19 protein-coding genes are annotated in these 23,647 nt (G+C 49.8%); 8 read left to right on the top strand and 11 right to left on the bottom strand.

Annotated features, from left to right (window positions below; all coding sequences use genetic code 11):
* Positions 1 to 5: 5 nt before the first annotated feature.
* Positions 6 to 2,117, bottom strand: a complete 2,112-nt coding sequence (locus MKX74_RS06085; protein WP_341177805.1) for an ATP-binding protein — start codon at positions 2,115 to 2,117, stop codon at positions 6 to 8.
* Between the two features lie 216 nt (positions 2,118 to 2,333).
* Between MKX74_RS06085 and MKX74_RS06080 the strand changes: the two genes are divergently transcribed.
* Positions 2,334 to 6,020, top strand: a complete 3,687-nt coding sequence (locus tag MKX74_RS06080) for an S-layer homology domain-containing protein (RefSeq protein ID WP_341177804.1) — start codon at positions 2,334 to 2,336, stop codon at positions 6,018 to 6,020.
* Positions 6,021 to 6,243: 223 nt separating this feature from the next.
* Here the strand turns inward: MKX74_RS06080 and MKX74_RS06075 are convergent, their stop codons facing one another.
* The gene (locus tag MKX74_RS06075; protein ID WP_341180523.1) at positions 6,244 to 6,585 is read right to left on the bottom strand and encodes a cupin domain-containing protein; all 342 of its coding nucleotides are present in this window, start codon (positions 6,583 to 6,585) and stop codon (positions 6,244 to 6,246) included.
* A 294-nt stretch (positions 6,586 to 6,879) separates the two neighbouring features.
* Between MKX74_RS06075 and MKX74_RS06070 the strand changes: the two genes are divergently transcribed.
* Both MKX74_RS06070 and MKX74_RS06065 read left to right on the top strand, forming a co-directional pair.
* A complete protein-coding gene (locus MKX74_RS06070; protein WP_341177803.1) occupies positions 6,880 to 7,860 on the top strand; it encodes a phosphotransferase in 981 nt (326 codons plus the stop codon).
* The gene (locus tag MKX74_RS06065; RefSeq protein ID WP_341177802.1) at positions 7,860 to 8,861 is read left to right on the top strand and encodes a glycosyltransferase; all 1,002 of its coding nucleotides are present in this window, start codon (positions 7,860 to 7,862) and stop codon (positions 8,859 to 8,861) included. The genes MKX74_RS06070 and MKX74_RS06065 overlap by 1 nt, the downstream gene beginning before the upstream one ends.
* Positions 8,862 to 9,102: 241 nt before the next feature.
* Here MKX74_RS06065 and katA read toward each other — a convergent pair whose 3' ends face one another.
* A complete protein-coding gene (katA, locus tag MKX74_RS06060; RefSeq protein ID WP_341177801.1) occupies positions 9,103 to 10,560 on the bottom strand; it encodes a catalase KatA in 1,458 nt (485 codons plus the stop codon).
* Between the two features lie 631 nt (positions 10,561 to 11,191).
* Here katA and speD point away from each other — a divergent pair.
* Complete coding sequence (gene speD / locus MKX74_RS06055) at positions 11,192 to 11,998, top strand: adenosylmethionine decarboxylase (protein WP_025680446.1); 807 nt, start codon at positions 11,192 to 11,194, stop codon at positions 11,996 to 11,998.
* 69 nt (positions 11,999 to 12,067) lie between these two features.
* Here the strand turns inward: speD and MKX74_RS06050 are convergent, their stop codons facing one another.
* Entirely contained in the window at positions 12,068 to 12,757 is a 690-nt protein-coding gene (locus tag MKX74_RS06050) for a response regulator transcription factor (RefSeq protein WP_018886532.1), read from the bottom strand.
* Between the two features lie 295 nt (positions 12,758 to 13,052).
* On the opposite strand from MKX74_RS06050, the gene MKX74_RS06045 reads away from it, so the two are divergent.
* A complete protein-coding gene (locus MKX74_RS06045) occupies positions 13,053 to 14,471 on the top strand; it encodes an NAD-dependent malic enzyme (RefSeq protein WP_341177800.1) in 1,419 nt (472 codons plus the stop codon).
* 144 nt (positions 14,472 to 14,615) lie between these two features.
* Here MKX74_RS06045 and MKX74_RS06040 read toward each other — a convergent pair whose 3' ends face one another.
* From MKX74_RS06040 to MKX74_RS06025, 4 genes are all read right to left on the bottom strand, one after another.
* Positions 14,616 to 15,296: a hypothetical protein gene (locus MKX74_RS06040; protein WP_018886534.1), complete on the bottom strand. Its 681-nt coding sequence runs from the start codon at positions 15,294 to 15,296 to the stop codon at positions 14,616 to 14,618.
* 21 nt (positions 15,297 to 15,317) lie between these two features.
* Positions 15,318 to 16,064, bottom strand: coding sequence for an HAD-IA family hydrolase (locus MKX74_RS06035; RefSeq protein WP_018886535.1), 747 nt, complete (start codon positions 16,062 to 16,064; stop codon positions 15,318 to 15,320).
* A 64-nt stretch (positions 16,065 to 16,128) separates the two neighbouring features.
* Positions 16,129 to 17,055: an aminoglycoside phosphotransferase family protein gene (locus tag MKX74_RS06030; protein ID WP_018886536.1), complete on the bottom strand. Its 927-nt coding sequence runs from the start codon at positions 17,053 to 17,055 to the stop codon at positions 16,129 to 16,131.
* A 125-nt stretch (positions 17,056 to 17,180) separates the two neighbouring features.
* Positions 17,181 to 17,996 (bottom strand): phosphotransferase family protein, encoded by an 816-nt coding sequence (locus MKX74_RS06025; protein WP_018886537.1) that lies wholly within the window; start codon positions 17,994 to 17,996, stop codon positions 17,181 to 17,183.
* A gap of 463 nt (positions 17,997 to 18,459) precedes the next feature.
* On the opposite strand from MKX74_RS06025, the gene MKX74_RS06020 reads away from it, so the two are divergent.
* On the top strand, positions 18,460 to 19,293 hold the full coding sequence (locus MKX74_RS06020) for a hypothetical protein (RefSeq protein WP_341177799.1): 834 nt from the start codon (positions 18,460 to 18,462) through the stop codon (positions 19,291 to 19,293).
* A gap of 36 nt (positions 19,294 to 19,329) precedes the next feature.
* On the opposite strand, the gene MKX74_RS06015 is transcribed toward MKX74_RS06020, so the two are convergent.
* Together MKX74_RS06015 and MKX74_RS06010 are read right to left on the bottom strand one after the other, a co-directional pair.
* Positions 19,330 to 20,745, bottom strand: coding sequence for an aldehyde dehydrogenase (locus tag MKX74_RS06015; RefSeq protein ID WP_341177798.1), 1,416 nt, complete (start codon positions 20,743 to 20,745; stop codon positions 19,330 to 19,332).
* A 77-nt stretch (positions 20,746 to 20,822) separates the two neighbouring features.
* A complete protein-coding gene (locus MKX74_RS06010; RefSeq protein WP_018886540.1) occupies positions 20,823 to 21,125 on the bottom strand; it encodes an ArsR/SmtB family transcription factor in 303 nt (100 codons plus the stop codon).
* 253 nt (positions 21,126 to 21,378) lie between these two features.
* On the opposite strand from MKX74_RS06010, the gene MKX74_RS06005 reads away from it, so the two are divergent.
* Complete coding sequence (locus MKX74_RS06005) at positions 21,379 to 22,152, top strand: threonine/serine exporter family protein (protein ID WP_018886541.1); 774 nt, start codon at positions 21,379 to 21,381, stop codon at positions 22,150 to 22,152.
* Positions 22,152 to 22,601, top strand: coding sequence for a threonine/serine exporter family protein (locus MKX74_RS06000; protein WP_341177797.1), 450 nt, complete (start codon positions 22,152 to 22,154; stop codon positions 22,599 to 22,601). Before MKX74_RS06005 ends, MKX74_RS06000 begins: the two co-directional genes overlap by 1 nt.
* A 227-nt stretch (positions 22,602 to 22,828) precedes the next feature.
* Here MKX74_RS06000 and MKX74_RS05995 read toward each other — a convergent pair whose 3' ends face one another.
* On the bottom strand, positions 22,829 to 23,332 hold the full coding sequence (locus tag MKX74_RS05995) for a GNAT family N-acetyltransferase (RefSeq protein ID WP_341177796.1): 504 nt from the start codon (positions 23,330 to 23,332) through the stop codon (positions 22,829 to 22,831).
* Positions 23,333 to 23,647 lie beyond the last annotated feature (315 nt).

Here is a 23,647-nt window from a genome sequence, read left to right as displayed (position 1 = left end):
CCAGTTCAACCAACATGACCTGGATCTGCATCAGGATTGTGAAGATTTCTTTCCCTCGCTGTCCTTGCAAGTACGTGTCCTAAATGCGTAATGGCTTGCTTCGAATGGCGATAGAACGTCGTGCGGCTCATATGAAAAGCCTCTGCGAGCTGCGATTTTCCATGATATTTATACAAATAGCTCTCTCGTAAAATATGCTGCTCCAGCTCCGTTAACGGATACGGCGGTGGCGCAGTCGTTAATAAATACTGCACCTGTTCTCTCAGTCCCGCCCCTTTCATTCCCATCTCTCGGACCGCTGTCTGTGTCTCCAGCAGTGTATCGTCATACAAATGCTGCAGGAGGCGCTTCACCTCAGTCCAAGGCAATGGCTGGATTTCGCTTGCATGGACGATCTTAGTCGCCTGTGTAGTCTGCTGAATTATCCGCTCGACCCATACCTCGAACGTTGCCTGCCGCAGATCCAGCTCCCATAGCATCATGCTCGCCCATGGTAGCTGCTCCAAGCTCGTCTCTTCATTCTGCTGAAAGCCCATTAGTGGCAGTAACATATTCATCTGCTGATCTGCTGTTGCTATAATTGCCCGCAGCCCACTCGTCGCCTCAATGAGCCATGACTGGAACAGCATCGCCCCAAGCTCCTCCGGTCGGTGATAGGGCTGCTCGATATCGACCGCGGCCAGCAGCATGCACATAGTATCGGCCGCCTCTGGAGGAAGCCTTCGCAGTAGATCTGCCTCTTCGCCGAGTACTTGCAGATAGGCTGGCGCATATCGCTCCAGTAACGGCAGTGTTCTTGCGTGCAGCCACAGACCAGCCGAAAATGCTAGCGGGATCCCATTGTTGTCCCGTGTGACCAGGATGCTCTCGGGACTATACAGCGCAATATCATCCAACAGCTGATGATGCGCTCCCTCCTCAACCAGTTCTGACTGCCAGTCGGAACGAGAGATGGATGTCGCCAAAAAGCGGTGCAAATAAGGCATATCTTCGGCATTGATCCCCCGTCGGCGTTCCTGCTGATGAATACCGGAGAAATCTACATACTGATGCGCAGCAGGCAATTGCTCCCGGTACAGCTCCAGCACATGCGCGGCAAGCTGCATCTGCCGCAGCTTATCTGCTGCAGGATATTGCTCAATCAGTAGTCTCAGTGCACGAAGGCGCATCGTTTTATATTCCCTGGGATTCCGAAGCTCATAATCCTCTCGCAAAATTCGTCCCAACAGCTGATGTAATGCTAGACCACCCGGGACCATGCGGATACAAGATAACCTGCTCAGCGATGCATAGTCTGATGCTGATAGCGAACGCTCCAGCAGTTGATTGAGGGTCATCTGGTCCGCAGCCGGGAATAGCGCGAGCAATTGCAGGGCCTCATACATGAACGGATCTGACACTTCTTGCAACAGTTCTGCACTAAGGATTCTTGGCAGTTGACTAGAGCGCTCCAATATGTCCTCCCCCTGACGTCGCATCATGTCAACCGTCAATGCAAGCAGTAGCGGATGTCCGCCCGTTCTATGCGCTACGTTCTGCTGCACATGCAATGGTAGCCCGCTATTATGCAAATATTCATAAATTTGCTCTCGGGTGAATAGCTCCAGAGGGAAGGTCTCGATTCGATCAGCCCATGCAGGATGTATGTGCCATTTTAGTGGCAGACCTGGTCGTGATGCCATCACCAGCAAGCATGGGGCTTGAGCCAGTCTGGGAAGCAGACTGCCCAGTAACCAGCTCTCGATTCGCTCCAGCGACTCGCAATTATCGATCAGGATCACCGTGCGCTGATGGCTCAATTCGTTTAGGACATGGGCCATCAGTGTCTCCTCTTCTCCTCGAACGCTGCCGTATTCGGTCTCAAGACACATATCCAGATGTGTCAACAGCGCTCCTGGCGTATGCAAGCAGACCTGCCCATCCACCCACAGCGTCCTTATTTCCGACCTGCGGGAAAGAGCAGCCATTTCCGTGAGCAGCGTCGTTTTCCCGATGCCACCAATCCCTGATACAGCAAAGATCTGTGCAACCGCATCAACCGTCTCCAACCATCTGGATAATGCCTTCATTTCACGGACATAGCCGACAATAGGCTGATGGGGAACGCTTTGATCCATTGACGAATAATTCATGCAGCACGCTACTTTCATTCAAATTTGAAACAAAAACGAAACATCCTATTCATCTAAATATACTATAATAATTTCGGATCAGCATAGTGCTTGAATGGAGTCAAGTGCCAATGGTTGGCACTGTAATATGTCCAGCACCACATCGGAATCTCATAATTTCAGTCTATGCCGTAATACACCATGCTAAAGGGGAAGTGGTTCATGAAGAAATCTCGAGCTGTTACAAGAATTACAAGCATCTTTCTCCTGAGCGTTATGTTCACAGGACCTCTCGGATGGATCGTTGAACCTGCCGAGGCGCAATCGAGCATTGACATTCAGGCCGTTGAACTGCCGTTAATGGACAACTGGTTGGTTGTGTCCACCACAGAACAACTCGTCTACATCAACGAGCATCAGGAGCAGTATCTAGACAACCACATCCGTCTTGATCACGACATTGATCTGACGGGAGTCTCCTGGATTCCACTCGGCGGCAATGAATATGCTCCGTTCAGCGGGATATTCGATGGGCAGGGCCATACAATTACAGGCCTAGTCATTGATGGAGATACCCGCACCAATGTCGGCTTCTTTGGCGAGGCATCTGGAAGCATCCGCAATGTTAACCTTGAGGTGGATATTACTGGCGGCTCAAGAACAGGCGGGGTTACTGGCTACCAGTCTGGGGGGAGCATCGAAGGAGTCTATACGAAAGGCAGCGTGACGAGCCTGACAGCGCTTGACCCGAACAAGGTTATTAGTACAGGGGGAATTACCGGGGGGCTCATGAATGCAACAGTCAATCGTTCCTCCTCTAGTGCCTCTGTTACCATTGGTTGGGGTTATAACATGTATGGCGCAGGAATTGCCGGTTTTAGCTCGGGTAGTACCATCAGCGATTCCTATTTTGATGGTCAGGTACGCAACGTAGCTGATGTTGGTAACTCGTTTGTGTTTTCAGCAGGAATCGGCGCCTATTTTCACAGTGGCGCAGGTAGTCAAAATACCATTAAGAATACGTACTCACGTGGTTACATGCATCCCGACAACCCCGGCTCGTTTACGGATAGATCCGCGATTATCAGTTATCCGAGCGGCACTGACATTTACAGCTCCTACTTCAATCAGGAGACTACAGGTGTCAGTGCAGGGGTGGGTAGCTACTATAATACGGATACATTCGAAGCTGTGCGGAAATCGATAGCGGAAATGAAACAACAGTCCACTTATAGCGGTTGGGATTTCAATCAGACCTGGAATATGCATCCGAGTGTTAACGATGGCTATCCTTATTTTCGTCCGAAGATACTCACCGAGGAGATCCAACCCGCAGTAGCCGGGGAGCCATATTCCCAGAAATTATCAGGATGGGACGGTGCGCATGCAGGGCTGACCTGGAGCGCAACAGGTCTTCCGCCAGGCATGAGCCTAAGCCCGACAGGAGAGTTACAAGGCATACCGCTTCAACTCCTGCCCGGCAACATGAAGTACATCGTTGTCGTCACAGCAACTGATGTAGGGGCTGCTGCCGCTGTGCATTCATTTCAGCTTGAAGTCAAGACGAAGGCACCAGAGCTTGTGAATGCGTCAGTTCAACCGGGAATCGCGGCAGGCTCGACATCCATTATGGCTCTCCCTCGACAGGCAGGACATACCTTTGCTTACGTACTCAATCATGCAGAAGCTAGTCCTCCGTTGATAGGAGACACACTCCCGGCAGATGCAATACCATATATCCCGGGAATGCCTATCCCCGGCGTGAGTCCCGGGCAGACCTTGGATGTGTACGAGGTAGATAGTCAACAGCGCATACAAGGATGGCAGCGCTTCGTGCTGGAGGAGCAGCATATTCGACAGTTCATCCCTGTCAGCAGCATTCGTCTTGAGCCGCCTGCCCTTACTCTAATGGTTGGGGAAGCACCCACCCAGCTCATCCCAACCCTTGAGCCGGCTGAAGCCACCAATCGAACCGTTACTTGGCTATCCAACCAACCAACGGTAGCTTCAGTTAGTCCAAGCGGAGAGGTGATTCCCCTGGCACCAGGCGAAGCTGTCATTACGGCTACAGCTTCGAACGGCTCTACTGCGGATGCTATCATAACAGTGATACCTGCAACTGGCACGGTAACGGGGTCTGTATACAGCAATGTGAGCAGTTCCGTCTATGACCCAGAGCTGGTTCCGCTGACTGGTGCAGCAGTATCTATAGGCAGCAACAGGTCACTCACTGATGATGACGGAATATTCCAGCTCGATCAGATTCCCGTGGGTCTACAGACTATAATTGTAGAAGCCTCAGGATATAGAACGTTCGAACAGACCGTGAATGTTCAGAGAGGAAAGAGCACTGACACAGGGATGATCACACTCATGCTCAGTGAGACCTCGGAGCCTGAGCAGCCGCAACCTGAACCACATCCAGGTCCTGAGCCCGAGCCGGAGACGCCTCAGCCTCAGCCTGAACCGGAGCCCGGACCCAAACCGGGAACACCGCCTGTGAACGAGCCTACACCAGAGCCGGGACCATCTCCTGCACCAGATCAGGGCTCCAGGGACCGCGACGATCGTTCTTCTAATATGCAAAGTTTCCCAACAGCCTCATTAATAGAAATATCTATGAATGATCAGAACGTATGGGTACCAAGCTCATCGGAGACAACAGCTGACGCTCAGAAGGCCATTCGCCTGAAGCCTGATGCCGCCTCACTGATCAAAGCGTTCAATGCTAGCCATGAATTGCTTATTAAGGTGGATGACAGCAGTAGCCCAGTTGTATATCTCGATCTGCCTGGTGAGGCTCTTCTTGATATGTTGAAGCAATCTGAAGCGAATGCAATGAATCAGGGGATTACGCTCGCAGTAAACAATGTAAGTTATCCATTACCCTTGGATCGCTTACGTAATCTTGGACCTACTTTGGAGGTCAACACCGTGGTTACAATGGTAATTGGCCATGCTAATGCATCTACGGTCAGCCGTCTAGAGGCTGTCCTCGCAGAGCAGGGTGCCAAGCTCATCGGCAGTCCTGTTACTTTCTCGCTTGAAATTAATGGACAGACGTCAGACAGCCTGGACAATATGAAACCGAGTATACACACACCATTGTACTCAAAGCGTTCGATGGCCCTGCCCGTTCCAGTGGACCCGACTCGCTCTACCGCTGTATGGGTGGATACCGATGCCACGATTCACTTTGTACCCACTTTATTTCATGCCAATGAAGCCATTAGCGAAGCTACAGGGGTAGGTGAACATGAGAAGGACAATACGAGGAATTCGTCTATGAAGACTTCTGCTGTAGCAACGATCTATTCGCCGCACGATGGATTATTTGCGGTGATTACATCTAATCATGTCTTTGCAGATACACATGGGCATTGGGCGCAGGACGATATCGAGCTGATGGCCAACAAACAAATCGTGCAGGGGGAAGGGAACTACATTAGCCCAGATACTCCCATCACCCGTGGCGAGCTGGCAACGCTGCTTGTTCGCTCACTAGGGGGAATTGAATCTAGTGCAGCCAGTTCTTTCACCGATATATCAGCGCAAGCCGGGTATGCCAAGGCTGTGAGTACAGCCCAAGGGATGGGCTTGATTGAAGGGTATGATGATGGAACCTTCAGACCAGACGCTTTTGTGACTCGTGAGCAGTTGGCCGTTATCCTCTCGCGAACTCTCACACTCACAGGGAAGATGCCCCCGTCGAGATCGGAAGGGCAGGAGGTATTCTCCGATCAGAAACAGATAGCTGCTTGGGCTGTCGAACCCATAGTCCAACTGCTAGATTCCGGTATCATTCGCGGCACAACAGCAGCAGAATTCTTACCTAAGGAGCCTGCAACCCGGGCCCATAGCATAGTCATGCTAAAGCGAATCCTGCAGCATCTGGAGTACATGAACTAATACTCTGACTGATACTGATTTAATGACTGGAGAGCGGGGGCGTTGGCGGAGGCAAGTAAGTCCACCCGTACGACACCCTCGCCTCGTGACCCATGCGGAACCTTAACCGCATGGGTCTTTTTCCATGTATATACATACTTAAAAGGTTGCTTCTATGATCGGCTTCGGAGCAGACTGTGCCGCCACATCAATGTGTTAGACTGGTAGCGCCGAGCTTTAGAGACTAATCTACAGCCATTCTGTCTCCCCGGGTCGTTGGCTGCGAGATGACAAGGAATTCTACATCTGCCTCCGATACATTAAGCATCTGGTGAGGAATCTGTGGCGGCACCTCTGCTCCTTCCTGTGCGTGCAGATTTACGATCTCTCCGTCAATCTCCAGCGTTGCTGTGCCCTTCAATACGAAGAAAAACTGACGGGACACCTGATGCACATGTCTGATCTCAGCCGTGTGAGGCGGCATTCTTTCGTGAATTACACTGAGGTCCTGACCCTTAACGAGATGCCAGCCATCGCAGACCTCTCCCCATACATAATGCTCTGCATTATGCTTGCTGATGCTCAGTTCGCCGCTCTGTTGTACACTTGATTCTCTCTTGTCTTGCTCCACTTGCATTCCCCTTCCTTGTTGCCTGTAGCATGAAGTAGTTCTTTCTAGCTTAACTCAATATATTACACAAATTTAACAGCTCCATCACATCATGTCACGGACAATCTGGTCTACATGCGTGAAGGGCCTTGAAAATCTATACTCGGCGTATGCTCTCTTCCTTCACACATGCTCTATTATGATTTGCAGTCGTATTACCTAGGCGTTACAATAGGGACAACTTTTCGCTTACATAAGGATGATGTCATTATGCTCGAACACTTCGTACTACCGGACGGAAGGCTGGATTACAGCAAGCTGTGGTGTGGCAGACATGAGATATTATACAAAGGACTGGGCGGACGAGATGTGGAGCGATTCTACATTTCCCGGGATCAAAGCTATATCTTCAAGCCCGTCACTCAGCAAGGACAGCAGCATAAGGAACGCTGGGTTCACGATCATGTCCTGGCGCATTTCCCTCCTATTTATCCTCGAATCGTGACACGCTCAAGGATGGATACAGCGCCTCAGAACAGCTGGCTCATTCTGGAGGATGCTGGCCCCCTTACGCATACTTTCACCATGGAGACGGCACAGCAAGTCGCGAAGCATGCCGCCTGGTGGCATGCACTGCCGCGTGCTTCTTTTCCTGAGCTGGGTCATCAAGGGCCGAAGCCAGCCATAGCACAGATGAAAGGGCATATCCTGAAGCGGCAAAATGAAGTAGTAGAGCTGCTCAGTGATCTCCCGCTAGACGAGCAAGCAATTCAGCTCATACTCCAGCTTCTGCATGATTACCAATGTCCCTCAGAGCTGGTCATGTCACACGGTGATCTGCATCTGGGCAACTATGCCCAGACTCCGCACGGACTGGTGATTCTGGACTGGGAGCATGCTCACTGGAATACACGCCACTGGGATCTGATCCACCTGCTGGATATGTCCCATCCGCTATTTCCAAAACGCATTACACCTGATATACGTAAGCAAGTACTGCACGGTTATCTGGCGGAGACAGTATTACATGGGAGTGCGCTGGATGCACAATCCTTCATGCAGCAATACATGATGTCCGTCTGTGTGCTGTCACTCTGGATGCTCCTGCTGATTGAGACAGATCTGAGGCAGGAACAGGGACCATGGCCGAAGCATGCACTTCGAAGACAACGAATCGAGACCACAGACAGTCTCATCCAATGCGCGACGGAATTACTTAAGGATATTGATAAAGGTAAGGTGGCTGGTTAATGAACAAAGTAGGATTAATCATGCGAAAGATCCAATTCAGCGAGGCGCAGGGACCACGAGTATTCGCGGAGCGTCTGCGGCAGATCGGTCAGGAGCTGGGCGTAGAGATCATCTTCATATCTCCGGAGCGGCACGTCAGTGGCCATGACTGGATTCCTGGTTACGAGCATGAGAAGGGTGATCTGGTCAACTATGATATTGTGCTGGACCAGATCTATAGCCAAGGGATTGAGCACGTCATCTATACCGTCTCTGGCTTTACTTTTCTAAATATGTTCCTGAAAAATAGTGTCCTGTTCCCTCACAGCTTTCCCGACCCGGCACTGACTGGGTACGAGATGATGAAGCCATTTTACTCCATTGTAGACAAGGCCATCGTCCAGACTCCTTTTCTGAAGCGGGAGATGGCTGCACAGTTCGGCGTGAACGATGTGACGGTCATTCCCATAGGCTTCAATGAGCAGCTGGTAACCAAGCATTTCGATCCAACCGGCATCGTAGATAATCGCATTCTCTGGATTGGTCGGGATGAGGCCAACCGTCGCCCTGATCTGGTGCTGGAGTATGCCAGACGTAACCCCGACAAGGAGATATTCATGGTGTTCGGCGGGGAACGCTACCGGGAAAGCATGAAGAAATACGATATTCCGCATAACGTGAAGCTTCAGTTCGCCTTGACACAGGACGAGGTCTTCTCGCTTATGAATACAGCCAAGGTCTACTGGAGCTGCTCCGCCTTTGATACCTTCGCCATGCCGCTGACAGAAGCAATGGCCATGGGGAAAATAATCGTCAAGCCAGAGCATCCCTGCTATGGTCACATTCGTGGCCCCCATGCCTTCGCAGGCAATGAGGCGAACTGGTTCGAGCTAGTCAATATGGCTGCCGCAAGTCCGATCAGGACCTCTCGTGAGCACCAAATCTACGCTCATGAGCAATTTTCCAGCCGAGTGATGAAGGAAGGCTATAAGCAATTCTTTGAGCGCTGGCTAAGTCATTAGGCTCACACATCCCCCTTGAGGAAAATAGATCAGGTGGCTGCCTGCAATCCTCCTTGCGCAACTTTAGAGAAGCAAAAGAAAGTCCGCTAACGAAGACCGGGTACCTGGCGAACCCGTCCTTGTCTAGCGGACTTTCTATTTCAATATCAATCTATATTACGTCGAAGGTCCCACCCGCATTTAATCAGGTCAAGCTATTCGTGTGTGAACCTGTGACTTAAACTAGCCTCCAATAACGAGCTTATTCTGCTGCGGATGGAGACGGCAATCCCAATGCCTCTGCCAGACGTGTACCGAATTCAGCATCTGCCTTGAACCAATGCCCCACCTGACGAATCTTGATCTCTTCCCGTTCTACAGGCTGCATAGCTCCTGCAATATTAGCGATCAGACGCGAGCGCTCCTCTTCGGACAATAATCGGTACAAATCTCCCGCCTGGGTGTAGTGATCATCCTGATTGTAATCGGTGCTGTCGGCCATGCCGGATACCGCAAATGGTGTTGTCTTGTGCTGTGGCGCCTCCTGCGGACCACCAAAGCTATTCGGCTCATAGTATACGGCATGACCACCATTGCCATCCGAGCGCATCTGTCCGTCACGTTGATAATTCTGTACTGGGGCAGCAGGACGGTTAATCGGCAACGTATTATGGTTCGCTCCGACACGGTAGCGATGAGCATCGGAATATGCGAACAGGCGGCCCTGTAGCATTTTATCCGGTGAAGCCTCGATGCCTGGCACAAAATTCCCGGGCGAGAAAGTCGCCTGCTCTACCTCGGCAAAGTAGTTCTCCGGGTTACGATCCAGTACCATACGTCCAATCTCAATCAAAGGATAATCTTTCTGCGACCAGACCTTGGTCACATCGAACGGATCCCAGCGGTAGGCTGCTGCCTCATCGACTGGCATAATCTGCACACTCACCTTCCAGGATGGGAAGTCTCCCGCCTGAATCGCGTTGAACAGATCCTCCGTATGATAATCCGGGTTCTCGCCTGCCAGCTTGGCCGCCAGTGCCACATCCAGATTCTTGACTCCTTGCTCTGTCTTGAAATGATATTTCACCCACACAGCTTGCCCCTCGGCATTCACCCACTTGAACGTGTGGCTACCGAAGCCATGCATGTGACGATAAGTAGCAGGAATCCCGCGATCTGAGAACAGAATCGTCACCTGATGCAGGGATTCAGGGGATAGTGACCAGAAGTCCCAGACCGCGTTCGGATTTTTGAGATGCGTCTGGGGATGACGTTTTTGCGTATGAATGAAATCCGGAAATTTGATCGCATCACGAATGAAGAATACAGGGGTATTATTGCCCACCAGATCATAGTTGCCTTCCTCGGTGTAGAACTTCACAGCAAAGCCGCGTGGATCACGTACCGTATCGGACGAGCCCAGTTCACCAGCTACTGTCGAGAAGCGAATAAATACCGGTGTACGCTTGCCTACCTCTGACAGGAATGCCGCCTTCGTATATGAAGCGACATCAGCGGTCACCTCGAAATATCCGTGTGCTCCAGCACCCTTGGCATGAACCACCCGCTCTGGTACACGCTCGCGGTTGAAATGTGCTAGCTTCTCCAACAAATGTACATCTTGAATGAGTGTTGGTCCGTTGCTACCAGCTGTCATGGAATGCTGATTATCTCCTACCGGAGCTCCCCAGCTTGTCGTCATGTTCGATTGTTTGTTCATGAGATCACCTCGTCTTTAATATTTCGAGCGGAGCATATCTGACTGAACACTGTGACTGAATACAGTGGCTGCGTCCTCTATGCGTTATTTTCGTTATGGTTCACTATAGCAGAGATCATTCAAAAATCAATCTTACTTTAAAGTAATTATAAACTAGGCGAAAAGAACCGAAATCCCTTATATATCAAGGGCTTTGGGATTTTTGAAGAGCATATTAAAGCTTCTATTCATCCATTCTTCATCAGAATTTTAACTATTGTTCATGAGAACTTTATCTACTGTTCATTTCATCGTGTGTGGAACCCTAATGGATAGACGAGCACGGGACCTGCTTGTTAGGAATGAAGGAAATTGGGTAAAAAGATGGGTATATGAGTCCTCTTCGCAGGGAACAGATAAGACACACGTCAACTAACACTAATCGTCGTATGTAAGCTTTCACATGTCTGGCTATTGGAAGCTACTTCTCGAAGTCGTAAGCTGGCTTACGAATACAAATCGTATGGTAGAAGTTTCGGCTTCAAATCAGGCAGGTGACGGACACTCGTGCTATATAGCTTGAACTAATAGTAGCTATTCTGTCGTTCAATTGATGTAGATCGCATAAGAAAGCGTAAGGGGAAGTGAAATGATGAGCATATCACATGAACAACGTCTTGCTTTGCACGGCTTCAACAATCTGACCAAGTCACTCAGCTTCAATATGTATGACATATGCTATACCAGGACCAAGGAGGAACGTCAGGCTTACATTGAATATATTGATGAACAATATAATGCCGATCGGTTGACCAAAATCCTGAAGCATGTGACCGATATTATTGGGGCTCACGTCCTGAACATCGCCAAACAGGACTACGATCCACAGGGTGCTAGCGTGACGGTGCTCATCTCAGAAGGACCTATCACAGATGTATCCAAGGAGACTTACTCCGAATCTCCAGGTCCGTTACCTGATTCCATCGTCATGCATCTGGACAAAAGTCATATTACCGTTCATACGTATCCTGAGTATCATCCCGATGAGGGGATCAGCACCTTTCGGGCGGATATCGACGTGTCTACCTGCGGAGAAATCTCCCCGCTGAAGGCTCTCACGTACCTTATTCATTCCTTTGATACAGACATTATGGCGATTGACTACCGGGTAAGGGGATTCACACGTGATGTGAATGGACACAAGCTGTTCATTGATCATGATATTAGCTCCATCCAGAACTACATTCCTGCGGATGCCCGCGATATGTACGATATGATTGATGTGAATGTGTATCAGGAGAATATCTTCCATACTAAATGCAAGCTGCGTAGATTCGATCTCGATAATTACCTGTTCGGATATACGAAGGATAAGCTATCTGCAGAGGAGCAGTCGGAGATTACCGAGCGCCTGAAGATAGAGATGGATGAGATCTATTACGCGAAAAATATAAAATGACTATAACAAAAACCTCCCAGTCCGGTCTTTACCGCGACTTGAGAGGTCTCTGTGCCGTGCAGCTTATATTCATGGCTCTGCTACCGTCTGGAAGGATCTGAGGGGGATTCCTGTGGTACCGAAGCTGACACATTCCTTTACCGTACCTTTGCGAACCATGTACTTCAAGTAGCTGCGAACGGTCGTGAGACTGATCCCCGTTTGCTCTGCAATCTGGCGGGAGGTGAGCATGGCCTGATCGCCTCCCAATATCTCTTGAATGCGTCCAAGAATGGCCGGTTCCATCTCTTTTTTGAACATCGTTGTATTGGAAATGCTACTGGACTGCAACTTATTCTCGGGTAGTCTCGTCTTTAGTACGGATAACGAATCACGACGCATTCGATACTGCCGATAGCTCTGAAGAGTATCCTGCAGTCGTCTCGTATCGAAGGGCTTCATCAGATACCCGAAAATATCCAATTGGAGTCCCTTCATCATATAGTTCCAGATCGGCCCATTCAGAACTAATACGACATCACAGGAGAGATTCATCCGATCCATATGATGCAGCAATTGCATTCCTGATCCATCAGGCTGGCTTACCTCCAACAGGACGATATCAGGCTGCTCTGCCGAGATACGTTCCAGTGCACTTGCACTATCATCGGACAGGCCGATAAGCTCATAGCCTTCGAGCATGGTGACCGTAACTCCACATAGAGAGGCGATACCGTAATCATCTTCAACAACGAAAGTACGCAGAGGTGCGACAGACATCATGTTCCCCCTTCCAAAATGACTGTACAACCGTGATTTTTGTCACTATAATCTATGGCATAGTCACTCACCGAGCTGCAAAATACACATGCTCCTCACGCGTCTAGGTGAATGTACCCAAATTCTTAATACCAAGCATAATACAATCCACTAACACTGAACATCATGAATTTTGATTTTTCGCAAAGATCATTTGAAAGCGGTATCAAAATTACTACTTTAGTGTTATATACGGATGCTTTTCGTTATGCTTCGGAATCAAGCTATTAAAAAATTGTACAAGGGGGGCCTTCAGATGCAGAGCGGAATCGGCGGAAAGAACATCATTTTGCGTCTTGAAATTTCCATTGAACAGGTTAAATTTGGACAATTAATCACCCTTATCAATGACAATGGTGGGGACGTCATAGCCATTGACGTCATACGTACATCAGAGAGTGTTACCGTGCGAGATATTACTGTTACCTTCACTGATCCAACCATCATTGACCGGATGCTCGAACGGATTCGGCAGACCCCTGGTGTACGAGTGCTGTCGGTTTCAGACCGCACCTTCCTCCTCCACCTCGGGGGCAAAATCGAAATGCAGCCCAAAGTCCCGATCCAGAACCGTGACGATCTCTCCAGAGTCTACACACCTGATGTAGCCCGTGTATGTATGGCTATTCACGAGGATCAGACGAATGCCTTCAAGCTGACAATCAAGCGAAATACGGTAGCTGTGGTCTCGGATGGTAGTGCAGTTCTGGGACTGGGGAACATTGGACCCTATGCGGCTATGCCGGTCATGGAGGGTAAAGCCATGCTCTTCAAGCAGCTCGCTGGCGTTGATGCCTTTCCCATCTGCCTGGATACTCAAGACACCGAAGAGATCATCCGTGCAGTCAAGCAGCTTGCTCCAGGCTTCGGAGGGATCAATCTGGAGGACATTGCGTCTCCCCGTTGCTTCGAGATTGAAGAGCGGCTGCGTGAGGAGCTCGACATCCCGGTATTCCATGATGATCAACACGGCACAGCTGTCGTGCTATACGCCGGATTAATCAATGCACTCAAGGTCGTGAAAAAATCCCTGGCAGAGGTCAAAATTGTCGTCTGCGGCATCGGGGCGGCAGGTGTAGCCTGCACCAAAATCCTCCTCTCTGCCGGGGCAACGAATATCGTGGGTGTAGATAAGAATGGTGCGCTCTCCGCCGACCAGCCTGACCCTCACCCGATGTGGGAATGGTATGCCCAGCATACGAATCCTAACCGGCAAAAGGGCTCGCTTAGTGAGGTGCTGCGCGGAGCTGATGTCTTCATTGGCCTGTCTGCTGGCGGCATCCTCCAGCGCGAGGACGTCATGGGAATGAACGAAGATCCAATCGTCTTCACTATGGCGAATCCGACTCCAGAGATTCAGCCAGAGCTCATCGAAGACGTGGCTGCTGTCATAGCGACCGGGCGCTCGGATTATCCTAATCAGATCAACAATGTGCTGTGCTTCCCCGGCATCTTCCGTGCAGCGCTGGACTGCCGTTCTGGCGAGATCAACGAAGCGATGAAGCTTGCCGCATCCGAAGCCATTGCTGGCACCATCCGGCCTGAGGAGCTGAATCGTCTCTATATTATTCCAGGAGTATTCAACGAGGAGGCTGTACAGCGGGTCCGGCAAAAGGTCATTCAAGCTGCGATGGAGACCGGTGTAGCTCGCCGGATTCCACGCGATTTCCGGTAGCCGTTACTGCGGCACCTTCGTAGTAACATATCAAATTAGCATGTTACGTTAACATATGAAAGAACCTTCGTGTCCACAGCTAACGTGGATATCGAAGGTTCTTTTCCTGACTCGTATTTTCCTGAACTCCTATTTTCTGAACTCCTACAGCTTCCAGCGCTTAAAGAAGCCATTCGCGCGATTGGCGAATTCCTCAAGATTCATATTGGCTTTATCCAGCCGATTATACCACTTCTTGATCGTATCCAGAATTCTCGCAGGGATCGGCTTGCCCGAGATCCTTGGATAAATGGTGCGATATGCCCATACAAGATGCTCCCAGCGGTTATCATTTCCGTCCTTGATGTACTCCGATACATCCAGCACCTTGGCACGCTCTCCCTGTAACAGTACATTCTTGAGATGAATATCACGTGGGTTCAAGCCCTGTGCCCTCACATAGGTCCTGGCATCCTCTACATCCTGAATGACCTGCTCCGGGACTGGAATGCCTTGAATAAGACAATCCAGCAAAGTAGGACCTTCCTCATGACTGATGACAATATAGTGAGCTCCCCTGCCGTAATATACCGGGAAATAGGGGCAGCCACGTAAGCGCTCATACACAGCAACCTCTGCTTCAATTTTGTCCTGAGACAGCTCGGAATAGATTTTAAAGGCATATCCCGGAAGCTCCTTCAGTAGAAAGACTGCCGCATCCGTACCAATGCCTATACACACCGCGCCCTGGGGATGACCATTAATATCGACAAGCTCATTGCCTTCTGTTCCTATAATCTCAATCTGGCTTATTATACGATCTGCTTGTCTCCAGTGCTCATCCATGTCATCGCCTCTTTTCGCTAATCAGATCTCGATCTTATGAGACATCAGCAGTCCCCGCAGCTCTTCATAGCTCTCGGCTGTACCGAATGGCATGTGCTCCGTCTCCGGCGAGGTGCGCCTGTGATTGAACCATATGACTCTCCAGCCAGCCTCGGATGCTCCGACCACATCATTGCGCCAGGAATCTCCAATGTACCAGCAATCCTCCGCAGCCGTGCCTGTCAGTTCATTCACTCTGTGAAAAATTCGCGGGTCTGGCTTCGCAAAGCCAACAGCACCGGAAATGAATATATGCTCAGGCGCAACATCCGTCTCCAGTGCCAAGGCACGGATTTTACTTCCTTGGTGATGCTCCGCTCCATTGGTAATGAGGCCCACCAGTGTCCCTTCCTCCCGCAAGGCTCTAATGAGCTCCCTCGCTCCCGGGAAAGGATCAATTCGGTATTGCAGCTCCAGATACTTCTCCTGAACATCTGCTGCCTCACTCTGGCTGAGCTTAATGTCGAATTCTTCTAACGCTAACATGAACCTTCTGACACGCATCGTCGCCAATTCCTCGGGACTGGGATCACGATCAAGAAGACCGTCTGCGTCAGCAAGGATATCACTGTAGTAGCGTATTCGGTGGTACGCCTGCTCAAAAGGAAAGCTATCCTCCAGCTTCAATACATGCTGCAAGGCTTCACGCGTAGGCTGCAAATGGTCATACATCGTATCATCTACGTCAAAAAAAACGGCACGCGGTTTTTTGGAGTTACTCAGCTTCAACACTTCCTTCATTCACATTTCAACGTGATTTATCGACTATTATATAGTTAGCATCAGCCTGTCTTCAACTGGGATCATACCACGAGGGCCTGACCTGCCGAAAATAATTATGATCCTCCAGAACCTTGTCCATATGACCTTGCATCGTATCCATCGTCTCAGGTGCAGTCTTCAACGTCCAGACGACTGAAGAGAACAACGCCATTGCCGTATAGAGAGAATACAGCGTCCAAAATTCCTCATCCGGAGCCTCTCCATCCAGATATCCTTGAATCTGGCCGATGCAATAGGGAATGCTTACATGACGACCGAAGAAGCCCAGCTTGAGGAACTCATGAATTGGATCTCCCCAATCATAGCGCTCAAAATCAATGATTCCCGCCAGATGGCGGTCCTTCACGACAAGATTAGCGGGGTGAACATCATCATGCTGGAATAGATTCGGTCTGTCCTGCATATAGCGAATATGCTCATCAATGAATGCAATAATTCGATCCTCATTGTTGATTCTTAATGGACAAGCTTCATATTGCTCCATATATCTATAGTGCTTGCGCACCTTGCGCTCATACCAGGAAGATACGTCCTCCGGCGCCTGTAGCTGATGCATTTTACGAAGCTCTACTCCCGTCTCGATCCCGATGTGTAGCTGCTCCGCATCCGAGAACTCCGGTAAATTCCGCTCCGCATCCTCTCCATCTATATAGCTCACGAGCATATAACCAGCCCAGGATGTATGACCGAGCTCCAGCGCTCGGGAGGATTTCACTCCATAATGCTCCATCTCCTGCAAGATAGAAAATTCCTTCTGTTTATTGTCCATTCTAGCAGGATCAAACACACGCAATAATCGCTTCTGCTCTCCCTCGAGGCCTACAACGTATTTACGGTCACTAGAGAAGCCACCGTAGATCGGCAAGATCCGCGCCCCTTGCAGTGACGTAATCTCCTGTCCAAGGCGTTGGATCTCCTCAGCTACTAACCTGTCCATGATCGTTCCCCCCCATATGATGATCAAAATTCTTCATAATGGTCGATACAATTCATTCGTAAACGCTTCATTTATGTCCGTCTCACTTTACAATTATATCCATCTCACTATAGCAACTTCGTCTACTAGAGTTTACTTATACGTTCTCGAATCATGCCGAGGAGAGCCTCCCTCTCCTCTTCAGGAATCCATTCACATAGTCGTGCCGCTGCGACAGGCAGCAGCCATGCGTCAATGGATGCAGCAGTGAGGCCGGATTGAAGGAGATAATGCTGCTGGTATATCTCTAACAGCTGCTCCCTTACCTCATTGAACTGCTTGACCCGTTCGGCTGGCGTCTCGTCAGGCATTGTGCCATACATGAAGAGCAGCAGAGTTCTGGCCGCATCGCCCGCCGGATTCCCCTCCATACCTGTCATCCAGTCAATGATCCAATATTTCTCATCAGGGGCCTCAGACTCAGACAAGATAATATTATCTGGATGAAAATCCCCGTGACAGAGTCGGGTACCTGTCGGTAAGCTCTCCAGATATTCGTGGATGATACGCTTCTCGTCAGCCATGAGATAGACAGAATCGTGTACCTGCCGAGAAAGCAGCTTCTTCTGGGAACGCTTAACACCTGTTCCATCATAGGTATGCAGCTCAGCATGAATCACTGCCATTTGACGGGAATATTCCTGCACCTGTCCCGGATATCGTAGCATTCGCCCGAGCATGGTATGGCCTGCTAGGTACTGATATCGTATTCCAAGCCTGCCGTCGTATTCCTCCAGGTCATAGGGTCTTGGGGTGCTCACTCCTAGCTCATACACATACTTGCTGATCTCATACTCCACTCGCGCATCCCCTTCTGGGAAGCCTTTACGTAGCAGCTTGAGAATCGTTCTGGAATCGAGTGTATAGATATCCGCAGTTCTTCCTTGACCAACGATCTTCATGACCTTATCCCCCATTAGCCTAATGTATAAGCATTAAGTATGTAGAGCACTAAATATGTAATGCGTCAAAGTATGGAAATGGACGTCTGCAATTCATTATAACCTAATATAAGTACTTAGCTGTTAACAATCAGACAGGCTACTCTCCATAGAAGACACCGATCCAACACAAGCGATGACTAGATTACATACATTGTTAACAGAACTCCTGATCAAGAAGCATTCGGCTTGACAAATCCGATTTTTTACAAAACCATGCTTTATCCTGTACAATCCCTTAAGGGCGGATTCTCCCCCAGCAAGAACAGCGCTTCCAGGGATCTCGATATTCATCGTAACAGGTGCCATAGGGCCTTAACATATTATATTTTGTAAAAATATAAAGCTATCATACTGCGAATCATGATCGTATATATAGAAATAACCCATCAAGAGAACATGCACGGATAAGGAGGAATTAGCTATGAAGTCTGGATCTGGCGGTCTTTATGGCTCCGCTACATTACTGATCCAACAGCTGATTGAATTCGAAGAGGAGCTGGAGGAGCAACGACATTCACTGGAGTTCGATCTGGGCTTGATTATGGAGCGTGAGCGTGGCATGCGTGACATGTCTACGCCACCTGATGTTATTCCTTTCGCACGTGCGGGGGTGGATGGCATTCATTATGGCTTCTGCACGGATTTCGGAGCAATCAAGGACATAGGGACGGCCCCGATCGTAAGCGTATCCCCTATTCATCGCAACGGGGTATGGCTGGTCGCGCGCAATATGCAGGATTTCCTTAGTGTCGTATATACAGATAGTCGGCCTTTAACGAATTATTATCCGCATGCTGAGGACTATGTACGTCATACCCGTGAGCATGCGGCAGGAGTATGGGATGATCGAAAGTTGCTCGTACGTGAGCTATTTCGGGAACGCTTTGCGATCACCCCTATTCAGGATATGGAAGCCTATATCTCGGAGCTGCACAAAAGTCGCCTTGAGCAGATTGTCGTTGCTACGGTGAACAACCTTGGTATTGCTGCGCTGTCACCTGGCAGCACCATGCATCGTGTACTGGAAATCAACGAGCAATTCAGTTGGGAGCACGAGCAAGCCCAGGTACTGGAGCTATTTACAGAGGGAAGTCTTGAGGCGAGATTGGCATTCATTCGGGATGCGCAATTCTATCATTTGTTCAGAGACGCCCGTGTGCGTTGCTTCGTCGCTGAACAGCTCCGGCTTATGGGACTTGCAGAGGCAGCAGTGCACCTCCATGAATCATATTATTCCGTCCTACTTGAGCCCTGAACACCGGAAAGTTGCTTCCCTGCCCTTGAGCGTAACTCACTTGAGGAGCCGCTTGATCAGCTTCAGCTTTCCCGCGTAGGGTGGATATAGAAATGGCAGATTAAGCTGGGTGCTACGGGTCAGCACGCTTTTGTGATGCGAGAACGTATCGAAGCTATACCGCCCGTGATAGGAGCCGATACCTGAATGACCCACGCCTCCAAAGGGCAGCCGTGGATTAGCAACATGAGTTATCGTATCATTGATGCAGCCTCCACCGAAGGAGACCTCGCTCATCACTTTGTCCTGCAGCTGCTTGTTCGCTGTGAACAGGTATAATGCAAGTGGCTTGGGACGCTCACGAATGAAGCTTAGTGCCTCATCAATGGAACGATAAGTCATAATCGGTAGCAAAGGGCCGAAGAGCTCATCCTCCATACTGGCAGCCTGACCGTCGTCCGCATTAATTAGCGTAGGTGCAATGAAGCGGTCTGCCTCATCGCTCATACCTCCGTGAATAATTCGGCTGCGATCCTTCTCCAGAATCGCATGGAGTCGGTGGAAGTGGCCCTGATTCACAATTCGCCCATAATCAAGATTATGACGGATATCCTGTCCGAAGAAGCTTTCTATAGTCATGATCATCTTATCTATTAAAGCATGACGAACCTGCTCATGGACGAGCAAATAATCCGGTGCAATGCACGTCTGTCCCGTATTCAGCAGCTTGCCCCATATAATTCGCTGTGCTGCCACCTCCAGATCTGCTTCGCGATCGACAATGACAGGGCTCTTACCGCCCAGCTCCAGTGTTACCGGAATGAGATGATCAGCGGCAGCCTTCATGACAATTTTGCCGACAGGGACGCTACCTGTGAAGAATATATAATCAAATCGTGCATGAATCAGGGCGGTCGTGGTCTCCTTCGCACCCTCTACCACCTGTACATATTCAGGCTCGAATACAGAGCCGATAATCTCGCGGATGACAGCCGATACGTGGGGGGTGTGCTCGGAGGCCTTCAATACGGCGGTATTGCCCGCAGCGATCGCCCCCGTCAACGGCTCAATCAGCAGCTGTACTGGATAGTTGAATGGCCCGATAATGAGCACGACACCATAAGGCTCGGAAATGACCTGGCTGGATGCTCCGATCAGCTGATACGGTGTTCTGGCCTTTTTGGGTTTTGCCCAGCTTTTCAAGTGTCTTACGGTATGCGAGATACTATCCAGCACGAAGCCAATCTCGGTCGTATAAGATTCGAATTCACTCTTGCCCAGATCCTCGTACAACGCCTCAACTAGTCGGGGTTCATATTCCTTGATAGCCCTCTTCAGCCGCTGCAGGCGCTCAATTCTCGCAGTGACTGACCGCGTCGCTCCTGTTTCAAAGAATGACTTTTGCTGCTGTAGCAGCTCCTCTACCTGCGCACTGCTCCACTCCTGCTGTACATGTATGCTATCCTCGCTCATCTGCTTTTCCTCCTTGTGTAGCGCTATTTCTTCTTGCCACGTGTGCCTTTCTCACGCTCTTGCTATCAGAGCAGAGATTATAGACAATCTTCCTCCAGCGCAGCTACAAGCTCCTTCAGCCGCTGTACCGATGCTCCCAAGGAAGCTGCATAGTAACGCTGGGTTCCTTTTTGCTCCACCGTAATTAGCCCCTTCTCCAGCAGCAGCTTGAGGTGATGTGATACGGCTGGCCTGGATAACTCCACATGCTCCGTGATTTCATTGACGCTTAATGCACCTCGTTCATTCAGAACGAGCAGTATTCCTTGTCGATGGGGATCACTCAATACCTGAAAGAGTGGAATGCACGATTGAAAAATCGCCAGTGCTCGTTGTCCCATAGCTATCCTCACTTTTCTATATAAAAATTTTCTGAACATAGGATCATTCGTCAGATAATTCGTTCAAATGTTTAAACCTTTAAACATTATACACATCATACTCCAACCTAATCGTCAAAATCAACCCTCCGTTACGTTACATTCACATCCTCTTTCACTTCATGTTACAATGGGTGTCATATGGCTGTGCAGCTCGTTAGAAGCCTAATCCTGCTGCCTGTCCCAAGCTCAACAGATCGAAAGAGAGATGGTTATGAACAGCGAAGCCTATTCCAGATATCACATTATAGAAGTCTGCCTGCTCGCAGCCAAGGTCATGCTACAAAGCGGAGCCGAGACCTATCGGGTAGAGGACACCATGAGCCGTATTGCAGCTGCATACGGTATTTATCATTCACATAGCTATGTAACGCCTACCGGTATTATTTTCTCGACGGACGGCACTGAGCCAGCCAAGCTGATTCGCATCATGGAACGGACTACGGATTTGCACAAGGTTGCCGAGGTAAATGATATTTCGCGTCGTATTAGCGCAGGAGAGCTGTCACCAGAAGAAGCCATGAAGCTGCTCAAGGATGTCGAGGATGAACCGCTAGCCTACACTATGAAGGTCCAATTAGCTGCTGCTGCTCTGGCAAGTGGGTGCTTCATGATCATGTTCAAGGGGACCTGGATCGACTTTCCAGCGGCTTTCATTTGTGGAGGGGTGGGATTTGCTGCGGTGCAGTATTTCCAGCGGCTGGTGCAGGTCAAATTTTTCGCCGAATTCACCGCGTCGTTCCTGATTGCATTATGCGCTTATTTGTTCGTGCTTGGCGGGATGGGACAGCATATTGATAAGATCATCATTGGCTCGGTCATGCCACTCGTTCCCGGTCTGTTGATTACGAATGCGATTCGAGATCTGATGGCAGGTCATCTGGTCTCGGGACTGTCGAAGGGAGCCGATGCTTTCCTGACCTCCTTCGCGATTGGAGCCGGCGTAGCGCTTGTCTTCTCGATTTGGAAGAACGGGGTGATCTTCTGATGGTAGCTCAGCTCATTACAAGCTTCATCGCCTCTGCTGCCTTTGGGATTCTCTTTCATGCCCCTCGCCGTTCCCTACTGCTATGTGGACTCGTTGGTATGGTGGGCTGGATCGTCTACGATCTAAGTGTGGGCAACTGGGATTCCGTGCCGGCGACCTTCGCAGCCACCTTTGTCATTGGTGTCGTGAGTCAGTTCTTCGCCAGGCTGTACCGTATGCCCGTGATTGTGTTCAGTGTCGCAGGAATGATTCCGCTCGTGCCTGGGGGAATTGCTTATGATGCCATGCGGCATTTTGTGCAAAATGACTACAGTGCCGCTACGGAGCTTGCTGCGCAGGCTCTCATGATCTCTGGCTCCATTGCGGTCGGGCTGGTGCTGTCGGAGGTATTTAACCAGATGCTGCGGCGGCGCTCTTTCAAGCTTCCACGAGAACAAGGGAAGGATTGAGACATCACAGTAACCAAGGCTGAGAAGATATGGCGCTGAAGTTGTAGGTGACAATTAGTGCCTTGGCCCGATCAAATAGGAGTGTAGAGCCGCTGCAAGTGGGGAGCCCTGTCGACCATTGTTAAGCTTGCTACTTACAAGTGCGCTAACTATATGGAAAAGTAACCTTCTTAGCCCACAGTCTGTATATCCATAATCCAGACTGTGGGCTAAGCTGTCTGCTGTGTCTAATCTACTCGCCTGCCTACAATCACCAAATCGCGTTCAATACCGTCCAGTACCGCTATACGCGGATAATGTCCCCATTGCTCGAAGCCAAATTTCTTCAGAAGTGCCAGACTCGGCTCATTATGGCCGAATACGAAGCCTAGCAGCGTGTTCACACCAAGCTGTGGACAAGCCTGCAGAGCATGCTTGACCAGGCGGCTACCCGCTCCAATCCCTCTTGCTTCCTCATGGACGTAAATGCTTAGCTCCGCTGTTCCTTTATAGGCAGGCCTGCCATAGAAGGACTGAAGGCTGGCCCAGCCCATAATGCGTCCATGCTGGCGCAGTACCCATAGCGGTCGCTCATCGCGCTTATGCTCCTCGAACCACGGAATTCGACTCTCTACCGTTATAGGCTCCAGATCAGCCGTTGCCATTCTGCCCGGAATCGTAGCATTGTAGATATCTACAATAGCCGGAAGGTCCTCACGCTCCGCATATTCAATCACAAAATCCTGTTCCATCTTTGCGCCTCCACTCTGCACATTTCATACGTATGAGTTATATCAGTTACCTATAAATCTGGATTGCTATATTGTACAGGAACACGGTACAAGCGTCACCTGTCTATCTTGTCTAGCCTATCCGACTTGTTCATACTGTTAATGTGTTGTATTCCTATACCGAGCATTCCATAAGCCTTCTACTACTTCGTTCACATACGACTTCGTTCACATATTAGTTCGCTCATCCTTTTTGCATCCTGCATTCGCGCTAATTTATAATACAATTAACTAGGATTTGTATAGCTTGTCGCTTATAACAAATAAGGAGGTATG

This window comes from Paenibacillus sp. FSL K6-1230 (assembly GCF_038002385.1).
Lineage (GTDB): Bacteria > Bacillota > Bacilli > Paenibacillales > Paenibacillaceae > Paenibacillus > Paenibacillus massiliensis.
The sequence above is the reverse complement of the archived record's forward strand: the minus strand, read 5'-3'. Positions and strand labels throughout refer to the sequence as shown.

What these genes read in the sequence shown, in the direction of transcription:
- MKX74_RS06085 (WP_341177805.1), bottom strand. Translation starts at nt 2,117, where the DNA reads ATGGATCAAAGCGTTCCCCATCAGCCTATTGTCGGCTATGTCCGTGAA.
- MKX74_RS06080 (WP_341177804.1), top strand. Translation starts at nt 2,334, where the DNA reads ATGAAGAAATCTCGAGCTGTTACAAGAATTACAAGCATCTTTCTCCTG.
- MKX74_RS06070 (WP_341177803.1), top strand. Translation starts at nt 6,880, where the DNA reads ATGCTCGAACACTTCGTACTACCGGACGGAAGGCTGGATTACAGCAAG.
- MKX74_RS06065 (WP_341177802.1), top strand. Translation starts at nt 7,860, where the DNA reads ATGAACAAAGTAGGATTAATCATGCGAAAGATCCAATTCAGCGAGGCG.
- katA (WP_341177801.1), bottom strand. Translation starts at nt 10,560, where the DNA reads ATGAACAAACAATCGAACATGACGACAAGCTGGGGAGCTCCGGTAGGA.
- speD (WP_025680446.1), top strand. Translation starts at nt 11,192, where the DNA reads ATGAGCATATCACATGAACAACGTCTTGCTTTGCACGGCTTCAACAAT.
- MKX74_RS06050 (WP_018886532.1), bottom strand. Translation starts at nt 12,757, where the DNA reads ATGTCTGTCGCACCTCTGCGTACTTTCGTTGTTGAAGATGATTACGGT.
- MKX74_RS06045 (WP_341177800.1), top strand. Translation starts at nt 13,053, where the DNA reads ATGCAGAGCGGAATCGGCGGAAAGAACATCATTTTGCGTCTTGAAATT.
- MKX74_RS06040 (WP_018886534.1), bottom strand. Translation starts at nt 15,296, where the DNA reads ATGGATGAGCACTGGAGACAAGCAGATCGTATAATAAGCCAGATTGAG.
- MKX74_RS06030 (WP_018886536.1), bottom strand. Translation starts at nt 17,055, where the DNA reads ATGGACAGGTTAGTAGCTGAGGAGATCCAACGCCTTGGACAGGAGATT.
- MKX74_RS06025 (WP_018886537.1), bottom strand. Translation starts at nt 17,996, where the DNA reads ATGAAGATCGTTGGTCAAGGAAGAACTGCGGATATCTATACACTCGAT.
- MKX74_RS06020 (WP_341177799.1), top strand. Translation starts at nt 18,460, where the DNA reads ATGAAGTCTGGATCTGGCGGTCTTTATGGCTCCGCTACATTACTGATC.
- MKX74_RS06015 (WP_341177798.1), bottom strand. Translation starts at nt 20,745, where the DNA reads ATGAGCGAGGATAGCATACATGTACAGCAGGAGTGGAGCAGTGCGCAG.
- MKX74_RS06010 (WP_018886540.1), bottom strand. Translation starts at nt 21,125, where the DNA reads ATGGGACAACGAGCACTGGCGATTTTTCAATCGTGCATTCCACTCTTT.
- MKX74_RS06005 (WP_018886541.1), top strand. Translation starts at nt 21,379, where the DNA reads ATGAACAGCGAAGCCTATTCCAGATATCACATTATAGAAGTCTGCCTG.
- MKX74_RS06000 (WP_341177797.1), top strand. Translation starts at nt 22,152, where the DNA reads ATGGTAGCTCAGCTCATTACAAGCTTCATCGCCTCTGCTGCCTTTGGG.
- MKX74_RS05995 (WP_341177796.1), bottom strand. Translation starts at nt 23,332, where the DNA reads ATGGAACAGGATTTTGTGATTGAATATGCGGAGCGTGAGGACCTTCCG.